This is a genomic window from Acidovorax sp. 69, from assembly GCF_002797445.1.
Taxonomy (GTDB): Bacteria; Pseudomonadota; Gammaproteobacteria; order Burkholderiales; family Burkholderiaceae_C; genus Acidovorax.
Window position 1 is genome coordinate 130,568 of the sequence record NZ_PGEP01000001.1, and the last position, 21,432, is coordinate 151,999.

18 protein-coding genes are annotated in these 21,432 nt (G+C 64.3%); 6 read left to right on the forward strand and 12 right to left on the reverse strand.

The genetic code is table 11. The annotated features are described in order from the left end of the window. Positions 1 to 13 precede the first annotated feature (13 nt). The 5 genes from CLU85_RS00600 (at position 14) to CLU85_RS00625 (ending at position 5,710) form a co-directional block, all read left to right on the forward strand. Positions 14 to 1,075, forward strand: a complete 1,062-nt coding sequence (locus CLU85_RS00600; protein WP_100408591.1) for a helix-turn-helix domain-containing protein — start codon at positions 14 to 16, stop codon at positions 1,073 to 1,075. Positions 1,076 to 1,809: 734 nt separating this feature from the next. Next, positions 1,810 to 2,988, forward strand: a complete 1,179-nt coding sequence (locus tag CLU85_RS00610) for an MFS transporter (RefSeq protein WP_100408593.1) — start codon at positions 1,810 to 1,812, stop codon at positions 2,986 to 2,988. 170 nt (positions 2,989 to 3,158) lie between these two features. Further along, positions 3,159 to 3,722 carry a single-stranded DNA-binding protein gene (ssb, locus tag CLU85_RS00615; RefSeq protein WP_100408594.1) on the forward strand — a complete coding sequence of 188 codons (564 nt, stop codon included), beginning with the start codon at positions 3,159 to 3,161 and terminating at the stop codon, positions 3,720 to 3,722. A gap of 320 nt (positions 3,723 to 4,042) precedes the next feature. Beyond that, a complete protein-coding gene (locus CLU85_RS00620) occupies positions 4,043 to 4,639 on the forward strand; it encodes a YdeI family protein (protein WP_100408595.1) in 597 nt (198 codons plus the stop codon). A gap of 60 nt (positions 4,640 to 4,699) precedes the next feature. Next, positions 4,700 to 5,710 carry an aldo/keto reductase gene (locus CLU85_RS00625; RefSeq protein WP_100408596.1) on the forward strand — a complete coding sequence of 337 codons (1,011 nt, stop codon included), beginning with the start codon at positions 4,700 to 4,702 and terminating at the stop codon, positions 5,708 to 5,710. Positions 5,711 to 6,085: 375 nt separating this feature from the next. On the opposite strand, the gene CLU85_RS00630 is transcribed toward CLU85_RS00625, so the two are convergent. The 3 genes from CLU85_RS00630 to CLU85_RS00635 all read right to left on the reverse strand — a co-directional run bounded on the left by CLU85_RS00630 (position 6,086) and on the right by CLU85_RS00635 (position 8,231). Next, the gene (locus CLU85_RS00630) at positions 6,086 to 7,477 is read right to left on the reverse strand and encodes a homoserine dehydrogenase (RefSeq protein WP_100408597.1); all 1,392 of its coding nucleotides are present in this window, start codon (positions 7,475 to 7,477) and stop codon (positions 6,086 to 6,088) included. Between the two features lie 126 nt (positions 7,478 to 7,603). After that, positions 7,604 to 7,750 carry a hypothetical protein gene (locus CLU85_RS22870; protein ID WP_157803895.1) on the reverse strand — a complete coding sequence of 49 codons (147 nt, stop codon included), beginning with the start codon at positions 7,748 to 7,750 and terminating at the stop codon, positions 7,604 to 7,606. A gap of 235 nt (positions 7,751 to 7,985) precedes the next feature. Then, positions 7,986 to 8,231: an ATP-binding protein gene (locus CLU85_RS00635; RefSeq protein WP_100408598.1), complete on the reverse strand. Its 246-nt coding sequence runs from the start codon at positions 8,229 to 8,231 to the stop codon at positions 7,986 to 7,988. Between the two features lie 68 nt (positions 8,232 to 8,299). Between CLU85_RS00635 and CLU85_RS00640 the strand changes: the two genes are divergently transcribed. Then, positions 8,300 to 8,602, forward strand: a complete 303-nt coding sequence (locus tag CLU85_RS00640; protein ID WP_100408599.1) for an acylphosphatase — start codon at positions 8,300 to 8,302, stop codon at positions 8,600 to 8,602. Between the two features lie 11 nt (positions 8,603 to 8,613). Here the strand turns inward: CLU85_RS00640 and CLU85_RS00645 are convergent, their stop codons facing one another. The 9 genes from CLU85_RS00645 to gyrB all read right to left on the reverse strand — a co-directional run bounded on the left by CLU85_RS00645 (position 8,614) and on the right by gyrB (position 21,426). Continuing rightward, positions 8,614 to 9,393: a DUF72 domain-containing protein gene (locus tag CLU85_RS00645; protein ID WP_100408600.1), complete on the reverse strand. Its 780-nt coding sequence runs from the start codon at positions 9,391 to 9,393 to the stop codon at positions 8,614 to 8,616. 90 nt (positions 9,394 to 9,483) lie between these two features. Then, positions 9,484 to 9,897 (reverse strand): YkgJ family cysteine cluster protein, encoded by a 414-nt coding sequence (locus CLU85_RS00650; RefSeq protein WP_100408601.1) that lies wholly within the window; start codon positions 9,895 to 9,897, stop codon positions 9,484 to 9,486. 16 nt (positions 9,898 to 9,913) lie between these two features. Beyond that, a complete protein-coding gene (locus tag CLU85_RS00655) occupies positions 9,914 to 11,095 on the reverse strand; it encodes a Wadjet anti-phage system protein JetD domain-containing protein (RefSeq protein ID WP_100408602.1) in 1,182 nt (393 codons plus the stop codon). Next, positions 11,092 to 14,418: an ATP-binding protein gene (locus tag CLU85_RS00660; RefSeq protein ID WP_100408603.1), complete on the reverse strand. Its 3,327-nt coding sequence runs from the start codon at positions 14,416 to 14,418 to the stop codon at positions 11,092 to 11,094. Before CLU85_RS00660 ends, CLU85_RS00655 begins: the two co-directional genes overlap by 4 nt. Next, positions 14,415 to 15,167, reverse strand: a complete 753-nt coding sequence (locus CLU85_RS00665; RefSeq protein ID WP_198509120.1) for a DUF4194 domain-containing protein — start codon at positions 15,165 to 15,167, stop codon at positions 14,415 to 14,417. The genes CLU85_RS00660 and CLU85_RS00665 overlap by 4 nt, the downstream gene beginning before the upstream one ends. Beyond that, the gene (locus tag CLU85_RS00670; protein ID WP_100408604.1) at positions 15,167 to 16,663 is read right to left on the reverse strand and encodes a DUF3375 domain-containing protein; all 1,497 of its coding nucleotides are present in this window, start codon (positions 16,661 to 16,663) and stop codon (positions 15,167 to 15,169) included. Before CLU85_RS00670 ends, CLU85_RS00665 begins: the two co-directional genes overlap by 1 nt. Positions 16,664 to 16,701: 38 nt before the next feature. Further along, entirely contained in the window at positions 16,702 to 17,286 is a 585-nt protein-coding gene (locus tag CLU85_RS00675; protein WP_100408605.1) for a hypothetical protein, read from the reverse strand. Further along, entirely contained in the window at positions 17,283 to 18,719 is a 1,437-nt protein-coding gene (locus CLU85_RS00680; protein WP_100408606.1) for an AAA family ATPase, read from the reverse strand. The genes CLU85_RS00675 and CLU85_RS00680 overlap by 4 nt, the downstream gene beginning before the upstream one ends. Before the next feature lie 91 nt (positions 18,720 to 18,810). Then, a complete protein-coding gene (gyrB, locus tag CLU85_RS00685) occupies positions 18,811 to 21,426 on the reverse strand; it encodes a DNA topoisomerase (ATP-hydrolyzing) subunit B (protein ID WP_100408607.1) in 2,616 nt (871 codons plus the stop codon). Positions 21,427 to 21,432 lie beyond the last annotated feature (6 nt).

A 21,432-nucleotide genomic window follows, 5' to 3' on the forward strand; every position in this document is an offset into this window, starting at 1 on the left:
TAATGGGCGTGCCATGTCCGCACAGCAGCCCTTGCCATCCACCTTGTTTACCACCGACCAGCAGGTCGGTGCGGCGCGCTTTGAAGCGTGGCGCAGCAGCATTTCGGTGGTGTTTGACGTAGCTCCGCTTGCGCCGGAGCGGATGGGCGCCTTCCAGGCCACGGTACGGGCGACGCATCTGGGGAACCTGCTGGTGGGCGACCTGAATTTTGCAGGGCAGCAATTCATGCGCTCACAACCTCGGGTGGTGCGCGATGGGCTCGACCACTACCTGGTGCAGTGGTACCGCACGGGCGGTTTTGTCGGGCAGCGCGACGGCAGCATGGACATCGAGGTGCGTCCCGGTGATATCGTCATCCTGGACCTCGGCCGCACCCTGCGCACGTTTGCGCGGCGCTCTCGCGTGATGACTCTCATCGTGCCGCGTGAGCTGATTCACGAGGCCATGGGGGTTCGGGACTCGGACCTGCATGGCACGGTGCTGCGTGCCGATTCGGCACTGGGGGGGTTGCTGAGTGACCATCTGCTATCGCTGCAGCACCGCTTACCGGGCGTCGCGCTCGAAGACGCGCCTGCGGTGGCCCGCGCCAGTGTGCAGATGTTGGCGGCCTGCGTGTTGCCCCGCGCGCCGACTCTGCATGGTGCCCAGAGCGCCATTGAAGGCGTCACACTGCAGCGCATACAGCGCCATATCAACCGCTACCTGGGAGCGGACCTGAGTGCCGATGTGTTGTGCCAGACCTTTGGTCTTTCGCGCAGCGCACTGTACCGGCTGTTTGAGCCCTTGGGCGGCGTGGCCCACCATGTGCAACAGCGGCGGCTGCTGCAGGCCTACCGTGTATTGGCCAATCCGACCAACCGCCGCCTGCGGGTGGCCGACGTGGCGGCGCGGGTGGGTTTCACCAGCAATGCCCATTTCAGTCGCGCATTTCGCGCCGCATTTGACATGGCGCCCTCGGAGGTGCGCGTTCCGGCCCCTGCAGGGGGGGCCGATCACACCGCGCTGGCCCAGGGCAGCTCTGTCGAATACGCCGCTTGGGTCCGGGGCCTGCAGGGCACATCTGGTATCGCCTGATCCCTCCAGGAGGTCTTTTTTGCAAATGCCCCCGGGACTTGGGACAACCAGTCAACAAAACGCCAACGCACAGGCAATCCGCCGGACGGCAGGCCCTCTAGGATTGACGATGCCCCCGCGAAGCCGTAGCCCCAGCCACTGGCCCGGCGCGGTGGCGTCCCACCCCTCTTCATGCAAAACGCCAAAACTCCTGCTCTCCCGTGCTCAAGTCCGCGAGTGGTCCCAGCCCACCCTGGCCTCAAAGGCTGGGTGGTTGTCTGGGCCATGGGGACCACCTTTTCCGCGTACGCCGAAACCAGATCGCTGCGCCACCATGAAGCGGCGGAGGAAGCCACGGCACTGAAAACGGCGATGTACCCGTCCGATCAGCGAGGAACTGCTGGGCCGCTCTCGGCCCGGACGGAGGGGTTGGCGCCCACGGTGGCCCGCGATGATGAGGCCCAGTCGGATTCATCCAAACACCGCGACGGTTCCAGTATTCCGACCCCGGTTGACAACCCTTGGGCACTGGGCACGCTGGCTGTTTTGCTGGGCCACATGGTGTGGATGGACAGGCGCGCGAGGCGGGAAAAAGGCTGAAAGCCGACCGGCGCAGTCAACGCATGATGGGCAGACCGGCGGCCAATGGGCGAAAATCCCCGCTTTGCTTCTTCGGGCCTTAGTGCACCACCGTGCCGGATTCTCCTTCCCTGTCAGCCTCAGCCGCCAATCGGCCCCCCACCCCCGGTACCCCCATGACCGCTCTGGAGCGCCGCTCCAGCGTCAGCCTGGCTCTTATCTTCGCGCTGCGCATGCTCGGCCTGTTCTTGGTGCTGCCCGTGTTTGCGCTGGAAGCGCGCAAGTACCCCGGGGGCGACGATCCGGCACTGGTCGGCTTGGCGATGGGTATCTATGGCCTCACGCAGGCGGTGTTGCAATTGCCGTTGGGCATGGCCTCCGACCGTTTTGGGCGCAAACGCGTCATTGTTTTTGGCCTGTTGGTGTTTGCGGCAGGCAGTTTGCTGGCCGCGTTGGCCGATTCGCTCACCGGGCTGTTGCTGGGCCGTGCGTTGCAGGGGGCGGGCGCTGTGTCGGCGGCCGTGACGGCCCTGCTGGCCGACCAGACACGCGACGCTGTGCGCACCAAGGCCATGGCACTGGTAGGCGGGAGCATTGGCCTGATGTTTGCCCTGGCGCTGGTGGCGGCCCCTGTGCTGGTGGCCCACATCGGGCTGGCGGGGCTGTTTGGCCTGACCTGCGCGCTGGCGCTGGCTGGCGTAGCGGTCGTGCTTTGGTGGGTGCCGCCAGAAACCGAACAACAACAGAACACCCCCAGGGGGCGGCTTGCCGAGGTGTGGGCGCAGCCGGATCTGCTGCGCCTGAACCTGGGTGTGTTTGTTCTGCATACGGTACAGCTGTCGATGTGGGTGGCCGTGCCCGCCATGCTGGTACAGGCCGGCCTGGCCAAAGACCACCACTGGCAGGTGTACCTGCCGGCGGTGGTGTTGTCATTTGCGGCCATGGGGGGCTTGTTTGCGCTGGAGCGTGTCGGTCGCCTGCGTGCGGCCTTGCTCGGAGCCATTGCCCTGGTCCTGTTGGTGCAAATGGGCCTGGGCTTGCTGGCGGTCAGCGGCATGCCAGCCACCCTCTGGGTTCTGGGGCCCTTGCTGTTTGTCTTTTTTTGTGGGTTCAACGCGCTGGAGGCCAGCCAGCCCAGCCTGGTGTCGCGCATGGCGCCCGCCCATGTGCGCGGTGCCGCACTGGGCAGCTACAACACCTTGCAGTCGTTGGGCCTGTTTGCGGGCGGGGCCCTCGGCGGTGCCCTGGTGAAATGGGCTGGTGCCCCCGGTCTCTTTGCGGTCACCACGGTGCTCACCGCCCTGTGGCTGGTACTGACCTGGCCCTTGCGACCGGTGGGCCGCGGCGAGCACTGAAAACCTGCTGACGGTGTTCTGGGGGATCGCCAGCAGGTGCTGGTTGGCAGGCTTTGCCATTGCGCGGGGGCTTCCCTTGCCGACCGGTTACGGCACAATGGCGCGTTTGGCGCCCGGAAATCCTCTTCAAATCCGGCGCTTTGTTACCCCTTTAAGGCAAAGACAGCACCATGGCATCCGTAAACAAAGTCATCATCGTCGGCAATCTGGGCCGCGACCCTGAAATGCGCACTTTCCCCAGTGGCGATCAGGTGGCCAACGTGACGATTGCCACCACCGACAAGTGGAAAGACAAGCAGTCCGGCGAAATGAAGGAAGCCACCGAGTGGCACCGGGTGGTGTTCAACGGCCGTTTGGCTGAAATTGCAGGCCAGTATTTGCGCAAGGGCTCGCAGGTGTATGTCGAAGGCAGCCTGCGCACCCGCAAGTGGACCGACCAGTCCGGCGTGGAAAAGTACAGCACCGAGATCCGTGCCGACCAGATGCAGATGCTGGGCAGCCGCCAGGGCATGGGCGGTGGCGGACAAGGCGGTGGCCAGCAAGGCGGCGGCTACGACGATGGTGGCGGTTATGGCGGCGGCGACCAAGGCGGCTACGACCAGGCCCCTCGCCGCGCAGCCGCCCCCCAGGCGCGCCCCCCGGCACCGCCGCAGCGCCCTGCACCAGCCCCCGTGGCCCAGGCGCCCCGCGCTGCGTCGGGGTTCGACGACATGGACGACGACATTCCGTTCTGAGTTAGAAGAACTGGAATCTTTGTGGGTAGAAGCCCGCGATCTCTTGGGGTTGCGGGCTTTTGCCGTTTGGGCTGCCAAGCCGGACCTTTGCGCCGCGCGGTCGACTCTGCGTTCCATCTGCCGTTTCTGGTGCCCTCCAAGGAGGGGCACTCGATGGGATGGATCACCACCGTTTCTCCGAGGCGGTGCCGAGGGCTGTGCCAGCGCGTAGCCTGGCCGACCCACGGGGTGCGTGAGGTCGGCAAGGTTCGATTGTCATCGTGGACTGGCCGATCACAGGGCTATGCACCATTGCCAACGTTCGCAACAATACCCCTGCAATGTCCACTGGCACATTCTTCACCACCTCTGCCGCTTTCCGCGACTGGCTGCAAGCCCATGCTGCAGGCTCCGAGGAGCTGCTCGTCGGTTTCCACAAGGTGGGCTCCGGCTGTCCCAGCATGACCTGGTCCGAGTCGGTGGACGAGGCCCTGTGTTTTGGCTGGATCGACGGCGTGAGGCGTCGCATTGACGATCACACGTACTCCATCCGCTTTACCCCACGCAAGCAGTCGTCCATCTGGAGTGCCGTGAACATCGCCAAGATGGCGCAGTTGCACGCTGCGGGACGCGTGACGCCCGCTGGGCTGGAGGCGTTTGCCCACCGCAAGGCCGACAAGTCTGCGATTTACTCCCACGAGCAGGCAGCTGCCGCTGAGTTGCCTGCGGCGCAGCTGCGTGAGTTTCAGCGGCACAAGAAGGCATGGCGGTTTTTTGAGGCCACACCGCCCGGCTACCGCAAGGCCATGCTGCATTGGGTGACATCGGCCAAGCGGCCCCCGACGCGGGAGACCCGCTTTGCGCAACTGCTGGCGGCCTGCGCGGCAGGAGAGCGGGTGGATCTGTGGGCTAAGCGGCCACCGGCTTTGGCGCCATAGCGACCCTTCAACAAGTCCGACCTGCTCCATGGGCTGTGGTGCTTGGCGTAAGCTCGTCGCATGCAACAACGAACCCTTGGACCTTTCTCCGTCTCGGCCATCGGCCTGGGCTGTATGAACCTTTCACACGCCTATGGCGCCCCAGTATCTGCCGAGCAAGGCGAGCGTGTGTTGCTGGCCGCGTTGGATGCGGGGGTGACGCTGTTCGACACGGCCACGCTGTACGGCTTCGGGGCCAACGAAACGCTGGTGGGCCGCGTGATGAAGAGCCACCGCAGCCGCTTCACGTTGGCCAGCAAGTGTGGCATGCAGGGCGTGGATGTGAACGGCGACGCCAAGCTGGTGCGTGTGATTGATGGCCGCCCTGCCACGCTGCGCCAGACCTGCGAAGACAGCCTGCGCCGCCTGCAGACCGACGTCATCGACCTGTATTACCTGCACCGTTGGGACAAGCAGGTGCCCATTGAAGACAGCGTGGGCGCGCTGGCCGATCTGGTGCGCGCGGGCAAAATCCGCAGCATCGGCTTGTCCGAAGTGTCTGCTGCCACGCTGCGCCGTGCGCATGCCGTGCATCCCATTGCGGCGGTGCAGACCGAGTATTCGCTGTGGACACGCAACCCTGAGATCGCGGTACTGGATGCCTGCCGTGAGCTGGGCGTGGCCTTCGTGGCGTTCAGCCCCGTGGCGCGTGGATTTCTGTGTGGTGACCTGCGGGATGTGAGCACGCTCGACGCCAAGGACATTCGCCGCGCCATGCCGCGCTTTGCGCCCGAGGCCTATGCCGCCAATCTGCAACTGCTGGACCGCTACCAGCAGGTGGCGCGCGATGTGGGCTGCACGCCCGCGCAGCTGGCGCTGGCCTGGTTGCTGCACAGGGGCGAGCACATCATCCCGATCCCGGGCACTACCAGCGTGGAGCATCTGCACGATGACCTGGGCGCGGTGGGCCTGCGCCTCGATACCGCCACCATGCAGCGTCTGGACGGGCTCATCAATCAGCGTACCGTCGCGGGGGCCCGCTACAGCCCGCAGAGTGCTGGCGAAGTGGATACGGAGAACTTTGCCGCTTGATATGGGTTCGCGTTCAGTCGCCAATTGCCATTGCGACGCGGGCTCAACGGCTTCTTTCAATCGTTTTGCGCATTGACGGCGACCCACGCAGACACAAAGAGCGGGAGATGATTGAACCGGTGTAAAACGATCTGCACCTGATTGCGCTCCGCCACATCGAGTGCGGCCGAGCCTTGCTGCCCCGGTACAACAACCAAACAGCCATTGGCCCAGCTTGCGAATTTTGGAGTGGCTCAGTGGTTCTGACTTTGCCTGGTGCCATTCCATTTCCAGGTCGCACAAGACGCGCGGTTTGCAACGCAAAATTGATAGCTGTCAGCGCTTTATATATAAGCGCTGACAGTCATTTTGACAAAAACATGCATTCAACGCGGCTTAGCCCTCCAGTCGCTCCAACCGCAGTGTCACTGCCGGGCCCGCCACTGCCGGGTGCGACGCCAGAGCATGTACGGCGAGGTCCACCGTGGCCTGGGCTACGGCGTCGGTCAGCACCAGGACTTGGGGCGTGGTGCCTGCGGGCAATTGCTTGTTGCACGCCAGTGATACCTGCTGCACCGGCACTTGCTGCGCCGCCAGCCACGCACCCACGGCCTCGACCTGCTGTGTAGCGTGCACGGGCACCCGCAGGTAGTGGCGGGTGTGCACGGCCGCGCGCGGCAGCACGGCCAGTGCCTCGCTCACCGCATGGGCATGGAACCCCAGGTGCGGTACGCGTTGCGCAGGCGTGGTGCCAGCCAGCCGGGCCACGTCTACCAGGTCTGCGATCACGGCCGACGCCGTCTGTTCAGACCCTGCACCCGCGCCGTAGTACATCGTCACGCCCGCCGCATCGCCCTTGACCATGATGCCGTTCATGGACCCGTTCACATGCGCCAGCAGGTGCGTGGCGGGCACCAGCGCGGGCTGCACGCGCAGCTCCACGCCGTCTGCGTCACCGCCCGTGCGACGCCTGGCCACGCCCAGCAGCTTGATGCGAAAGCCCAGCTGCTCCGCGCACGCCACATCCAGGCCCTGCAGCGTGGTGATGCCTTCCACCTGTACATCGGCAAAGCGCACCGGCATGCCAAATGCATTGGCCGCCAGCAGCGTGATCTTGTGGGCCGCGTCGATGCCCTCGATGTCGAAGGTGGGGTCCGCCTCGGCATAGCCCAGCGCCTGGGCCTGGGCCAGGGCCTCGGCAAAGCCCAGGCCTTCCTCGCGCATCTTGCTCAGGATGAAATTGGTGGTGCCGTTGATGATGCCTGCCACCCATTCGATGCGGTTGGCCGTGAGGCCCTCGCGCAGCGCCTTCACGATGGGGATGCTGACGGCCACCGCGCCCTCGTAGGCCACGACCACGCCGTGCTGGCGCGCGGCGGCAAAGATCTCGTTGCCATGCACCGCCAGCAGCGCCTTGTTGGCCGTGACCACGTGCTTGCCCGTGCGGATGGCAGCGAGCACCCATTCACGTGCCGGGCCGGTGCCGCCAGCGGCCTCCACCAGCACATCCACGTCGGGGTGCGTGGCCACCTGCATGGGGTCGTTGGTCAGCGCCACGTCTTTGCCCACCACGCTCATGGCGCGGGCCAGGCTGCGGGCACACACCACCACCATCTTGATGCCCCGCCCCGCGCGGCCCGCGATCAGCGCCCGGTTGCGCGCCAGCACCCGGAAGGTGCCTGCGCCCACGGTGCCAATGCCAATCATGCCCACGCGCAGGGGGCGCATAGCCACAGCGGCAGCGTGCAACGGTTGAGGTTCAAGGGATTGGGCGGGATCGCGGTACATGGACTTCTCCGGCTAACGAACAAACAAACAAAAAAACCCAGCTGCCAGAGCTGGGTTTCGTGCATTCGTCTTGGGGGAGAAGAGAGCGATCACCAGGTGGCTGCCGAAACGGCCACCTGCGCGTGCTCAGGTGGCCGCGGGGGTAATGGTGGTAATCATTCGTGCACCCAGTGCCCGCTTTCCACCATGGGCCCGCGCGAGTGCGGGCGGCATCATGCCCATGCCTTGGAGGGCGGCGGCGCGTGCAGTGGAGGGGATGGAGGCGTACGACATGAAGGGCCCAGTGTAGCGGATGCTGGCGGGGGCACGCCAACCCGTCTCAGAAGGTGTGGATGGATCCAGCGTGCCAGAGCAGACTGTCAGTGCGTTTCTGATCGAGGCCCAACGCACAGTCATCACTCTGGCAATGGCGAGCATTTGCAACGACGAGGGGAGTGCTTTGGCGGGATGAGCGGGCATGCCGGGTTCTTTCACACCTTTTCTCTAGTCAGCCTGTGGCGCGATGGCCTCACCGGGCTTCGCGGTCGGTCAGGCGCACCATGCGGATGGCATCGAACGGGCAACGCACCGCACACAACGCACATCCGGTGCAGCCCGGCGCATCGTGCAGGGTAGAGCACTTGGGGCCCCAGGGCCCCGTGCCTTGCACCTGCAGCGACAGCACATGCGGCGGGCACACAGCAATGCACCAGCCGCAGCCGGTACAGCGCTGGGGGTTGATGGTGGGCAGGGCCTTGCGGGCGTTAGTGGTCATGGGCGTCGTGTGGTGGGCAGTGTGCCGCTGGAACGCCCATCCCACAAGGCGCGCGCTACAGTGCCCCCATGAACGCAGAACCGAACTCCACCACCACCCGCCATTTGTTGATCACCGGCCTTGTGCAGGGCGTGGGCTACCGCTGGTCCATGGTTCAGGCCGCCGAGCGCTTGGGTGTGTCAGGCTGGGTGCGCAATCGGCAAGACGGCCGCGTAGAGGCCTGCGCCTGGGGCACAGAGCAGGCCCTGCTGGCCCTCATCGACTGGGCGCACCAGGGGCCTGAACATGCGCGCGTGGACCGCGTGGTGGTGGGCAATGTGCCCGATGGCGGCGATACCCCTGCGGGCTTCACGCAGCGCGATACGGTGTAGCTGCGCCGCTGCTAGGCGCGCAGGCCGAGTTGTCGGAGCAACTCCATCGCCCCCGCAGGCGCCCGCTCCTTCGCGCCGTTGATGAAGTACACGAACACATCGCGCGGCTGCTCTCCGCCGGTCCACGTACGCACGCCCTGGGCCCATTGGGCAATAGTTTCTGGCGCGTAGCCGGTGGTCACCTCGGCCTGGCCTCGCATGAGCCGCAGATAGGCAAAGTCGGCCTCTGCATCCGCGATGGCGGGAAACTTCTCGGAGTCCGTATAGACAGGCACGCAACCGTATTGGCGGGCCAGCGCCACAAACGTGGGCGTGGCAAAACTCGGGTGGCGCACATCCAGCGCATGGCGCAGGCGGAGGCCATCCACCTGCTGCGGCAGCAGGGCCAGAAAGGCTTCGAAATCCCCCGGCTCAAACGCCTTGGCCGGCATGAACTGCCACACGATGGGCCCGAGCTTGTTCTTCAGTTCAGCGATGCCGCTTTCGACAAATCGGGTGATCGAATCACCCGCATCTGCCAGCACCCGGCGGTTCGTCGCAAAGCGGTTGGCCTTGAGCGAGAACATGAAGCCTTCAGGCGTCTCGCTGTGCCACTTGGCAAAGGTGGACGGCTTGAAGGTGCTGTAGTAAGTGCCGTTGACCTCGATGGCGGTGAGCTGGCGACTGGCGTAGTGCAGCTCTTTGCCGTGTGCCAGGCCAGCGGGGTAGAAGTTGCTGCGCCAGGGCTCGAAGGTCCAGCCGCCGATGCCGACGCAGATGCGCGGGTTGCTGACGCTGGCAGAGGTGTCCACGGCGTTGTCCCTCTAGAGTCCACGGAATGGTCACTGTAGCAGCAGCGCTCGCCTCAGCGGCCCCAGCGCGAGGTTCTGCGCCGCAGAGCGTCAGCTCCGGTGCTGTAGATCCCGAGCGCCGTAGGCGCAATACCCCGGCTTGGGGCTCTTCTTTTGCGGGTGCAGGCGGCAGGTCTCGGGCCGTTGGTCGTATACCGTGCACAGCCGCGTCTTGGGGTCGAGAAAGTTGCAGTCCCCACTCGCCCGCCGCGCCATCGTGAAGATCGCGTTCTTGTGGTTGAAGTGGTCGATCAACCGTGCCTTCTGCAGCCGCTTGGCGATGTGCCGGAGCTCTTCGTGCTCGGCCTCAAACGCATCCACCAGCCCCAGTCGCACCAGGTCAGACAGCTGCACTTCGAGCGGCATGGTGCAGCAGTTGGCTGCACAGGTCTCACACAGGCCTGCGCGGTAGCGGGACCAAGTTTCTAGGCGGTCAACGTCGACGATGGAGATGGGGGAGCGCATGGGGATGGGATTGTGCCTAATCTTCATCCACCCAGGCGCGCACGGCGGGGTGTACGGCGTTAGTGGGCAAAAACTCCTGCTCCAGCCGTCCCCTTTCCTGCGTGCGCAGGTGGGCGTACAGTGTGGTCTCATCACGCGTCAACGTGCCTAAAGCCGAGTCTGGCGCATGCACCGGTTCGGCCACGGCCAGACTTTGGTGGGCGCTGAAGGTGGCGCGGTCCATCAGCAGTGGCCGCAGGTGTGGCACATGGCCACGTGCGATGGCCAGCATGTGCAAACCCCACGTGTCCAGGTCGCCCCAGTAGCCCACGCGGGACGCTGGCAGCCAGGGTGCGGCCAGCCAGCCGAGGTTGAGACCCGAGCCCAGCACAGCGATGGTGCCCGCCAGGGGCTGCGGCAGCTGGTGCAGGCTGCGTTCGTTTTCTACCAGCAGGATGTGGTGGGCGCGCAGGGGTGCGGTGAGCAGCTCGCTGGCGCGCACGCGCAGGCGTGCAAAGGGCAGCAGGCCGGGGGCCAACGGGGCGATGAGCAGCCAGTGGTCGTCCTCTGGCAGTGCGCCCAAGAAGCCGACCAGCCCCTGTCGGCTGGCTTCGCCGTCGAAGCGCTCGTCCAGCAAGGTGGTGAGCAAGCTGGCGTGGCGCTCGAAGAATTTGCTGTCGTTGCCTTGCACCGCCAAGGCACGCAGGGGCTTGCCTTGGGCGCAGCCGGGCTCCAGTTGCAGCGCCATGCGTGCGGCGGCGATGACCGCCTCGGCGGGGGTGTCGCGCCACTGCACCAGGCGGCGCACCAGCAGGCGCTGAAAGCCGGGGCGCTCTACCCCCGCGATGAGGGTGCTGAGACGGGCATAGTCGTTTTTGACCTGCGCATGCCCCGGCACCTTGAAGTGGCTGATGGCTGCCACGCACTGCGAGGGTTTGGCCAAGTGCCAGTGCGTGGGCACGGCGATGGCGTCGCTGCTGCCCCGGTAGCGCCGCTCTTGCCATTGCACGCTGCCCAGGCCGTGCTGTTCCACGGCACGCCACTGTTGCAGATGGCTGCGCAGCGCGGCGGCGTCCCCGATGAAGACAGCAGAATCGGGTTGGCCGATGGAAAGGGTCAGCGGCCATGCGGCGCTGCTGCCCAGCAACTGGCGCTCACGCCAATCGGCGCTGGCCCATTGCTGTGCCAGCCGAGCGGCCAGTTCTTGGGGCGACTTCATGCCTCTATGCCGGTAGAGCCGCGCGGAGTGCTTGGAGTGCTGCGGCGGAATGCGTCAATCTCTTCCCAGCGCAACGACGCCAGCGTGGCCTGCGCGCCGCGCCGGTGCACCACCACCGCGCTGCGCGTGTGGTTGCGCAGCAGGCGCACTTCCTTGTTGGGCGTGACGAACAGCGCGTGCAGACCAAACTCGCGCAGCGCCTGGATGATGCGTGCGGCCACGGCCTGCGAGCTTTTGGAGAAAGCCTCGTCCAGCACGATGGTGCCAAACACCGGGCGGCTGGAACCGTCGGGGCACAGGGCATAGCTCAGCGATGCGGTGAGCACGTAGCTGGCGATGATTTCCTTCTCGCCACCGCTGCCGCCTTGTGAGCCGGTGCGCCGCTCCAGCATCTGGCCGCTGGCCCGGTCCAGCACCAGCACTGCAAACTGCAGGCGGTAGCGGGCGTCCAGCAGCGCCTGTGCGGCCTTGCTGCGGCGGTTGCTGGCGTGGGTTTGCAGCATCTCCACGATGGCTCGCAGTGCGCGGTAGTGGCTTTGGCCGCCATCGTCGCGCAGGCTCTCGGTGCGCAACTGGGCTTGGGCGCGGTTCAGTTCTTGCAGGCTTTGGTGAACGACGGCGCGGGGCTCCAGTTGCAGGTAGCGGCCGGGCTGAAAGTCCACGCGCTTGAGCGTGTCGTTGAGCTGGGCAATGCGCTCTTCAATGTCGGCCACCTGTGCGGCGATGCCGTTGAGCAAGGTGTCCACGCCCTGCTGCGAGGTGTTGTTGAGGTATTCCTGAAACCGCTGGCGCTTGTGCGGCAGGGCCTCTTCCTCCAGCACCTGCAGGCGTTGCAGGTAGTGGGCCAGTGCCTGCACCTCTTGCCCATGGTCGGCCAGCGCACCCCGGTCCTCGTGCTTGGCTTTGCCCATCTGGCGCACGATGTCGGTGTGCAGGGTGTTCAGCTTTTTGCTGGCTTCAGCGGTTTTGGCTTGCACCGCAGTGCCTGCATCGCGCTCCTGCGCTTCGAGGTTGTCGCCGTCGAGCGGGGGCAGGCGGTGCCCGGCGCTGGCCAGCTGTGCCGCAAAGTCTGCGGCAAAGTCCGCGTCGATCACTGCCGCGCCAGCGCTGCGTGCCAGGTAAGCGCTGTGCTTCTTTTGCGCAGCGGCCCGCAAGGTGTCGTCCTGCGTCTGTGCCGTTTGCAGATCGCGCAGTTGCCCCTCCGCAGCGCGGGTCTGGGCTTGCGCCGCCTCCCAGCGCTGCTGGGCCTGTGCGGTGTCTGAGTCGGGGTGCAGCAGCGCCTGCAGTTGCTGCGCTTTGTACTGCAACTGCGCATCGGCGGCAGTGGTGTCCAGGTCGTCGCGGCGCAGCGCTTGCAGTGCGGCCCACAGTTGGCGTTGTTCCTGTGCCTGGCGCTGGGTGGCAAGGGTTTGGGTCTTTTTGGCCTCCAGCGCTTGATGGTCAAGCGCTAGTAGCTCCTTTTGTTGCAGCAAATGCGCCAGCCGATCGCGGTTGTCAAAGCCCGTCATCCAGTCCTGGTCCAGCCGCTTTTGGTCCTGCTTGTCGAAGTGGCCGGTTTTGCTGGACATCAGCCCCTGCGCCGTCATGGCGTGCGGTGTGCGCTCCAGGGTTGGCACGTCGGGTACGCAGTGGCGGTCCAGGTCCGACAGCAACTGGCGCAGCGTGTTCAGGTGCGGGGTGGGTGCGGCGGGCTTGAGGTTGAGCTTGCGTGCAAAGCCGTCGGCAAGGAACGCCGTGGGCGTGGTTTCACGCATTTCCAGCAGGCGCACATGCAGCCGGTTGTGCCGCTGGTTCACCCACTGCAGCGCGGCGTGCATGGCCGTGTGGGGCACCAAAATGCGCAGCCGGTGGCTGCCCAGTGCACGCTCGATGGCGCCGCGCCAGGCCTGCTCGGCTTTGCGCACCTCCACCAGCTCGGCGGCAAAGGGCAAGTCGCTTTCCGGCAAGCCCAGGTGGTCGGCCAGCTCGGCGCGAAAGCGCTGAAACTCCATGGGCAGGTTGGAGCCTGGGCGCTGGCGCACGGCGTCGTATTCGGCCTGGGTTTCTTTCAGGCGGGTGTGGGCGTTGTGGGCCTGTGCAATCGCATGCTCGGCCTGGGCCTGCAGTTCGGCTTGGCCTGCGTCGATGTCTGCAATGGCTGTCTGCGCTTGCTGCTGGTGGGTGGTCAGAAGGCCAGCGCTGGCATCGGTCCCCAAGCCCAGGTTGCGCGCAAGTGCCTGGTACTGCGCCAGGTTGTGCTCGATGCGCGCCAGCTCTTTGCGCGCATGCTGGATGTTCTCTTGCAGCGACTCGATGCTGGCACCGCCCGCTTGCAGGTAGAGGCCGTGCAAGTCCTGCTCGTGCTTGCGCGCCGTGTGGACGCGCTCTTGCGCCGCCTGCAACTGAGCATCGCGCGCCGCGATCTGTGCCTGCAACTGCGCCACGCGCTGGCCCCACCAGTGCGTGCCCTGCGCTGCAAACCAGTGCGGCAGTTGCTGCTGCAGCGCCTGTAGGTGCGCCAGGTGCTGGGCCTGCTGCAACTCACGTGCGGCCAAATCGCGCAGGGGCAGCAGCGACACCCATTGCGCGTTCGCTAGCTCCAGGTCGGCATGGATGGAGGCCAGCTCCGCAAAGCCATCCACCACATTCTGTGCGTCGTCAAAGGCCGAATGGTCGTCCAGCACCAGCTCGCGAAAAATCTCGTCGATGCTGTTGAGCTGCTTGAGGCCCGCCGCGCGGTTGAGCAGCGTGAAAGCGTTGGGCCCCACCTCAAAAAAGCTGTGCAGCTTGGCCAGGTAGGGCGCCTTGCTGCTGAACATCTGCACGCCGTCGCTGTCCTTGGCCAGTCGCGTCAGCGCCCGTGCGCCGCCGCTGTGCTGCTCTTCCAGCCACAGGTCCAGGCTGTGGCCTTCGCCCTGTGCAAAGAACCAGCGCTTTTGCATATCGCTCGCCGACTGGCTGCTGCCGTCAAACCACAGCAGCGTGCCCAGCCAGACGGATTCGTGGCCCGCCGTGCCAGCGCGTACCAGCCGCGCAGCCACGCCAGTGGCGCAGCGGCCGGGCCGTGCAATGTGGTCGCCACTGTCGTTGCCCTGGCCGCTGGCACCGCGCACGTAGCTCACCAGGTCGCGGTCGCTCTCGTGCCCGCCGGTGGAGGCCAGGTTGTAGCGCGGGCTGGCGCACAGCAGCGTCATCAGCGCATCGACTAGCGTGGTCTTGCCGCTGCCCGTGGGGCCAATGATGGCGCTGTTGCCGGGGTCGATGCCCACCTGGTGGCGGCCCGCAAAGGCGCCCCAGTTGTACAAGTGCAGCTCTTGCAGAATGAAGGAGGCGTCGGCGCTCATGGTGCTCCTTCGGCGTTGGCTTCACTGCCACGGGTACTGCCTTGTTCCGCCACCTCACGCAGGCGCAGCAACAGCGTTTGCAGGTTCTCGGGGTTGAGCAGGTGCACGATCATGGGGCGGATGGTGATGCAGTCTTGCGAATCCACCTCGGTCACCATGCCGTGCGTGCGCAGGTTTTCCAGCAGCTGGCCCAGGCGCTTGCGCTCTTGCATGTCGCTGCCCGTGCTACCCAGGTAGGTTTCGAGCTGCGGCAGCAGGCTGTCAACGGTGACGCGTACTGCCGCGCCGGTGCCGCTTTCTTGCTCACGCTGCAAAAACTCGCGCCGCAGAATGGCCAGCAGCAGCGATTGCTCCAGTGTCAGCCGCTGGCGTTTCATCAGCGGGTGTGTCCAGTCGTCCTGCTCGCTTTCATCGGTGTCGTCGCCCGAGTAGTCGGGCACCACGGCCAAAAAGGCCAGGCCGCGCACGTCGTCTACCACCACGCGCAAGTCCAGGGGCTCCAGCAGCGCATCGATCAGCGTCGTTTGAGCTGCTGCCAGACTGAACAATTTGGGTTTGGCCGCAGATTCGAGCCAGCCATGGGCCAGCAAAAACTGTAGCGCCTGGCGCACGTTGGGCGGCGTTTTTGAAGGGTTCTGTGCGGCAATCTGGCTTTCAGCGGGCGCATGCAGCTTCTCTTTTGATAGTGATTGCGGTGGCTGAACGCCTGCGGCCTGGGCGGCCATGCGGTCGAAAATATCCGGCTCCATCACAGCTCCCATTCCCTCTGTGCCAGTTGCGCGCCATCCAGTGCCACGCGCGGCACTGTGAAGCGCCAGTGCTGATCGCCATCCTGCGTTTCTATAGGTTCCTCGCCAGGCTGCAGCGCCACCCCTGCCTCCCGTGCCATCGCCAGCCACAGCGCAAAGGTCTCCAGGTCGTGCTCGCCCGGTGGCAGCGCGGCGGCAAGCTCGGCCAACGTCATGGGGGTGCCCTTGGCGACCAATACCTGCAAGGTACTGCGCAGCAAGGCCTCTCTGTCCAGCCCTTCAAAGGCTTGCCAGAACTCGCCCTCCATCTGGCCCAGGTCGGCGTATTCGGTGGTCAACAGCAGCGCGGCTTGCTCGCCGCCGTCCAGCGATTTGGCGCGCAGCCGCTCCACCAGCGGCACGCTGCCCAGGGCCACGCCCAGCGGCGGTAGCGGTGCGCTCTGGCGGCGCACGGCCTGGCGCTGCCAGTCAATGCGCAGGGCCTGCTCCAGCACGTCGTTGAGCAACTGCCCCACGCGCTGGTTCTCGGCCGCCTGGCCGGTTTTCATGAACTGGCTGACCTCGCGCTCGCTGCGCGCGCGCACGGCCTGCACTACCTTGGCTTCCTTGATGAGCTGTTGCACCAGCAGGTGCAGCGTGCTGTGCTGCAGGCCATCGAGTGCCTTGCCCGCTGCCGGGTGCGCCAGGATCTGGCGGATGCGTTGGCGCATCTCGGTCAGCTCTGTCTGGTTGGACAGCTGTTGATGGAAACTGTCGAACACACGGCCCTCTTGCGTGTTGAGCAAGTTGGCGTGGCCATCCAGCAGCTGGTCCATCACCGCGCCCCGGTGGTGGCGGGCACTGATGATGGCCTCGCGCAGCGCATGGTCGGCATCGCGCCACGAGTCCTCCACCCGCCGAAAGTCCGCCCGCAAACTGACTGACAGCGCATACACCTCGCGAATGCCTTCAATGGCCTGCTCCGGCGTCAGGGTGGCGATGCGCCCCGCCTGCACATCATCGAGCTGCTGCTGCAGGTCTGCGATGCGACGCTGCAGATGCTCGGTGCGGCTTTGCGGGTCGGGGTTGAGCGCGGCGGCCAGGTTGTCAATTTCGCGCTGCACCACGGCCAGGCGCGATGCGGTGGACGTCATCATCCGCCCGTCGAGCTGCGCGATGAAGCGCAGTGCCGTCTTGAGCGCATCGGTCTCAAACACACGCCCCTCGCGCTCCACCACTAGGCCGCGCCGTATCCACTCTCGCACCTCGCGCCGGGCCTGGCTCAGGGTGTCGGTGCTGTCGATCTCGAAGTCCGCCTCATTGGCGTGCACCGCCAGCATGTCCCCCAGTGCCTGCACGGCGGCATCAAACGGCACGCCATCGCGCTGGTGCTCGAAAAGTGCATCCATGCAGCTCAAAACCAGCGGTGCCCGCCGCGAGGCCAGCAGCAGCCAGGCCGGGTGCTGCTGGCGGGCGGCGATGTATTTGTGGGTGCGCTGCTGGTTGAGGGTGGCCATGGGTGCGTTGGCGTTGCCTTGCGAATACGTGCTGCCGTTCAGCAGGTCCCTGGTGCACCCGGTATTTTTTGAACCAAATCAGCGATCGATACCCTGGGATGATTTTCCAGAACAAAGTACGGATAATCGGCGCCGTGTGTGGACTGACGAGGGATAGGTAGCTCTGCAGTTCGCCTTGAGCCGCCCTTGCGGGGCTGTCTGCGAGGTTTGAGGCTCACCACGCCAAAGAATTTGCACGGGCCGCCGGTCCAGTGTCCGTAAAAGCTCAGTAGCTGCCGTACCCAGGCAGCAAATAGCCTGCCAGACTCTATTTGCTTCAACGCCTCGCTTGTCTTGCCGTTTGATGTTTTCAATTCAACTGCAACGACGTAGGTGTCTTGTCCGACGACCGCCACGACGATCGCATCGTTGACAGATTTCACGCCCTTCAGTGCCGCATTTGTGAAGAACGGAAAAACAGTGATTCCGCCTTGATCCAAGGTGAACGCGTGCGACTTCCCTCCGGCGATTTCGAACCGACTGTTGCCAGCCCCAGGCTCTTTAACGATCCAACATCCGCTTTCTCTCGTAAGGAGGAAATTCGATGGAATCAGTTGCTCGAATGCTGTGACCAGCGCACTCATCCATTTTCTCCAGAGTCTTGTGCTTGTTGGTAGGCGTAGTAAATGCCATCACTGGTGTCATTCAGGCTATGGATTTGCTCGTCAAAGGTTTCGGCAGCGATGCCTTCGATGTCATCAAGGTCCATAGACTGGATCGCACGGTCGTGGAACAACCACGCAGAGACTTGGTCTGGTTTGAGCAACTCTTCGGTTTTGTAGCCATACCGCTGCATGAGTTCGGTCTGCACGGTACCTGGGCGTGACAGCATGATGAGCGAATTGATTTCTCGCACAAGATAGTCGCTGTGGGTACTCGCGACCACGCGCAAATCTGAATTCACCAATCTCGCAATCAAGCGTGCCATAAGCCGTTGGTTGGCGGGGTGCAAGTTCAATTCGGGTTCATCAATCATCAGCACATCGCCAGGCTGCGCGTCGTATTCAAGGTACGCCCACAGCCCAAACAAGCTCTTTACCGTTGACGATGTCAAGTGCAGGTCGAGCTTCGGCGGGGTATTGGCATCGCCCCGTTTGGCTTTGTACGGCGTGAAGCTGATGTCACCTTCAGCGTCCACCTCATAGCGCCCGCCGATGATCTTTTTGATCTCCTCGGCCAAGTCGTGAAATGGCCCTTTCTTTTTTTTGCGGATCTCTGGCAGGTCGTTGAGCCAATCAATGTAGTCAGCGATGGGCTGGGCGTACCGAGACGCCATGACATCCTGGATCAGTTCACCAATGTTGATGTCCTTGTCTTTCTTGGATGCGTGGTGCAGCAATGCGGAACGGCGGCTTGCTAACTCGCGTGAAAAAAGGTGCAGGCCGTTGCGCTCAGCAGGCATTAAGAACACATTGCGCCGAGGCGGATTGCCAATCAAATGTCTCGCAATCGCCTCGGAGAGGAAGTCTTCAACCCCGGGAAAAGGGGATAGCTGAACCAACTGGACTTCGCTTTCTCCCGCCCCTTTGGTCATCCGCAAGACTTGGTTTTTTTCACGGCCCAACACCAAATTGACATCCAGAGGCCGCGCAATGGCCTGAGCCGTTAGCTCAGGGATGTCCACTTCCCAATCAAATCGACTGCCTTTGAAAAAATCCTGTGCGCTGTTGAAGACTCTGGGGAGGCTACGCTCGATCGCTTGGTCAATCGCCTTCGAGAGCTTTTTGCCGTGCTCATGGGCCCATGCAGACAAGTCCCACTTGGCTTGCCCCTCGCGTTCTAGCTCTTTGGCAAGAGTGTCCATCCCTGGCAAGTTGCGCAGACGCAGTCCCGTCAGGAACCCGTACAGTGCGTACATCACCCATGTCTTGCCAGTATTGTTTTGACCGCAAACCAAGGTCAGCGGCTTGAACTCAATGATGCCAGCCTCTTCTTGAAGGCAGCCCAGCTTGGATGGCTTAAAGCGCCAGCTGACCAACTCCAGGCGCTGCGCGGTCGTGGATTCGTTCGTTGTCATGCTGTGGCCTTCAAAATCAATTTCTTCCAGAGCCCTATGCCGAAATCAGAGCTGACACGGCAAAGTTCTTACTGGTGACTGTTTGACGGTATCAAACGTCGATATTCCCCGCGCGCAGCGCATTCGTCTCAATGAAATCCCGGCGCGGCTCCACCTCATCGCCCATCAACATCGTGAACACCCGATCCGCCTCGATGGCATCGTCAATCTGCACACGCAGCAGGCGGCGCACGTTGGGGTCCATGGTGGTTTCCCACAGCTGCTCGGGGTTCATTTCGCCCAGGCCCTTGTAGCGCTGGCGGCTGGTGGTGCGTTCGGCTTCCGTAATGAGCCACTTCATGGCCTGGCGGAAGTCGCCGACTTTTTCCTCCTTCTGCTTTTCACCTTCGCCGCGCATCACCTTGGCGCCTTCGCTTAGCAAGCCGCGGAAGGTTTCGGCAGCTTCCGCCAGGGCGGCGTAGTCGGCGCCGTGCACAAAATCTTGCGTGATGACGCTGCTCTTGATGTTGCCGTGGTGGCGGCGGCTGATGCGCAGCAGGGGCTTATCGGTGCGCGCGTCAAATTCGCCAGCCACCTCGGCGGGGGCGCCGGTGGCATTCAGCTCGCGCAGCTTGGCCTGCAGGGCCACGGCGCTGGCCTCGGCATCAGCCACGGTGTCGAGTTTGAGGCTCACGCCATCAGCAATCGCGCGCAGGGCTTCGGCGTCCATGAAGTTGCCCAGGCGGGCGATGACACTTTCAGCGATCTGGTGTTTGCGCGCCAGTTCGGCCAGGGTCTCGCCGGTCAGGGTTTGCGGATTGGCGCCGCCGGTGGTCACGCTGGCGTGGTTCAGCGCAATGCGCAGCAGGAAGCCGTCGAGCGCGGGGGCGTCCTTCAGGTACAGCTCTTCCTTGCCGGCCTTGACCTTGTACAGCGGTGGCTGGGCGATGTAGATGTGGCCGCGCTCCACCAGCTCGGGCATCTGGCGGTAGAAGAAGGTGAGCAGCAGGGTGCGGATGTGGGCGCCGTCAACGTCGGCGTCGGTCATGATGATGATGCGGTGGTAACGCAGCTTGGCCACGTCGAAGTCATCGCCCCCGGTGGTGCCGCCCGCCTTGCCGATGCCGGTGCCCAGGGCGGTGATGAGCGTGAGGATTTCGTTGCTGGTCAGCAGCTTTTCGTAGCGGGCTTTTTCCACGTTCAGGATCTTGCCGCGCAGGGGCAGGATGGCCTGGAACTTGCGGTCGCGCCCCTGCTTGGCAGAGCCTCCGGCGGAGTCGCCCTCGACGATGTAGATCTCGCACAGGGCGGGGTCTTTTTCCTGGCAGTCGGCCAGCTTGCCGGGCAGGCCCATGCCGTCGAGCACGCCCTTACGGCGGGTCATTTCGCGGGCCTTGCGGGCGGCTTCGCGGGCGCGGGCGGCTTCCACGATCTTGCCGCAGATGATCTTGGCGTCGGCGGGGCGTTCTTGCAGGTAGTCGGTCAGCAGCTTGCCCACGATGTCTTCGACCGGCGCGCGCACTTCGCTCGACACCAGCTTGTCTTTGGTCTGGCTGCTGAACTTGGGTTCGGGCACCTTCACGCTCAGCACACAGCACAGGCCTTCGCGCATGTCGTCGCCGGTCACCTCGACCTTGGCCTTCTTCGCGAACTCGTGTTCTTCGATGTACTTGTTAATGACGCGGGTCATCGCGGCGCGCAGGCCGGTCAGGTGGGTGCCGCCGTCACGTTGGGGGATGTTGTTGGTAAAACAGAGGACTTGCTCGCTGTAGGCGCTGTTCCACTGCATGGCCACTTCCACGCCGATGTGGGTGCCGGGGATGCCGCCATACGTCTCGGCCGGGCGTTCACCGGCTGCGTAGAACGAGGTGGGGTGCAGGACGGTCTTGCCCTTGTTGATGAACTCCACAAAGCCACGCACGCCGCCAGCGCCCGAGAAGTCGTCTTCCTTGCCGCTGCGCTCGTCCTTCAGGCGAATGCGCACGCCGTTGTTCAAGAACGAGAGTTCGCGCAGGCGCTTGGCCAGGATCTCGTAGTGAAAGTCGTTGTTCTCTTTGAAGATCTCGGTGTCGGGCAGGAAGTGCACTTCGGTACCGCGCTTGTCGGTGGTGCCGGTGACCTTCATGGGGGAGACTTCAACGCCGTCCACAGTGTCGAGCAGGCGGTCTTGCACAAAGCCGCGCGCAAACTCGATCTGGTGCACTTTGCCTTCGCGGCGCACGGTCAGGCGCAGCATTTTGCTGAGCGCGTTCACGCAGCTCACACCCACGCCGTGCAGGCCGCCCGATACCTTGTAGCTGTTCTGGTTGAACTTGCCACCCGCGTGCAGTTCGGTGAGAGCGATCTCGGCAGCACTGCGCTTGGGCTCGTGCTTGTCGTCCATCTTTACGCCAGTGGGGATGCCGCGGCCGTTGTCGGTCACGCTGATGGAATTGTCGCTGTGGATCGTCACCACGATGTCGTCGCAGTGGCCGGCCAGGGCTTCGTCGATGGAGTTGTCGACCACCTCGAACACCAGGTGGTGCAGGCCGGTGCCGTCCGACGTGTCGCCGATGTACATGCCGGGGCGCTTGCGCACGGCCTCCAGGCCTTCCAGGATGGTGATGGCGCCTTCGCCGTAGCTTTCACTGGCACCTACCTGGTTGGTGTCGATCTTGGCGAGGGTGGGCTCAACATGGCCGGAGACGCCGGTGTCTTCGGGCTCGGAAGGAATGTTGTCAACGGTCATGGTGGG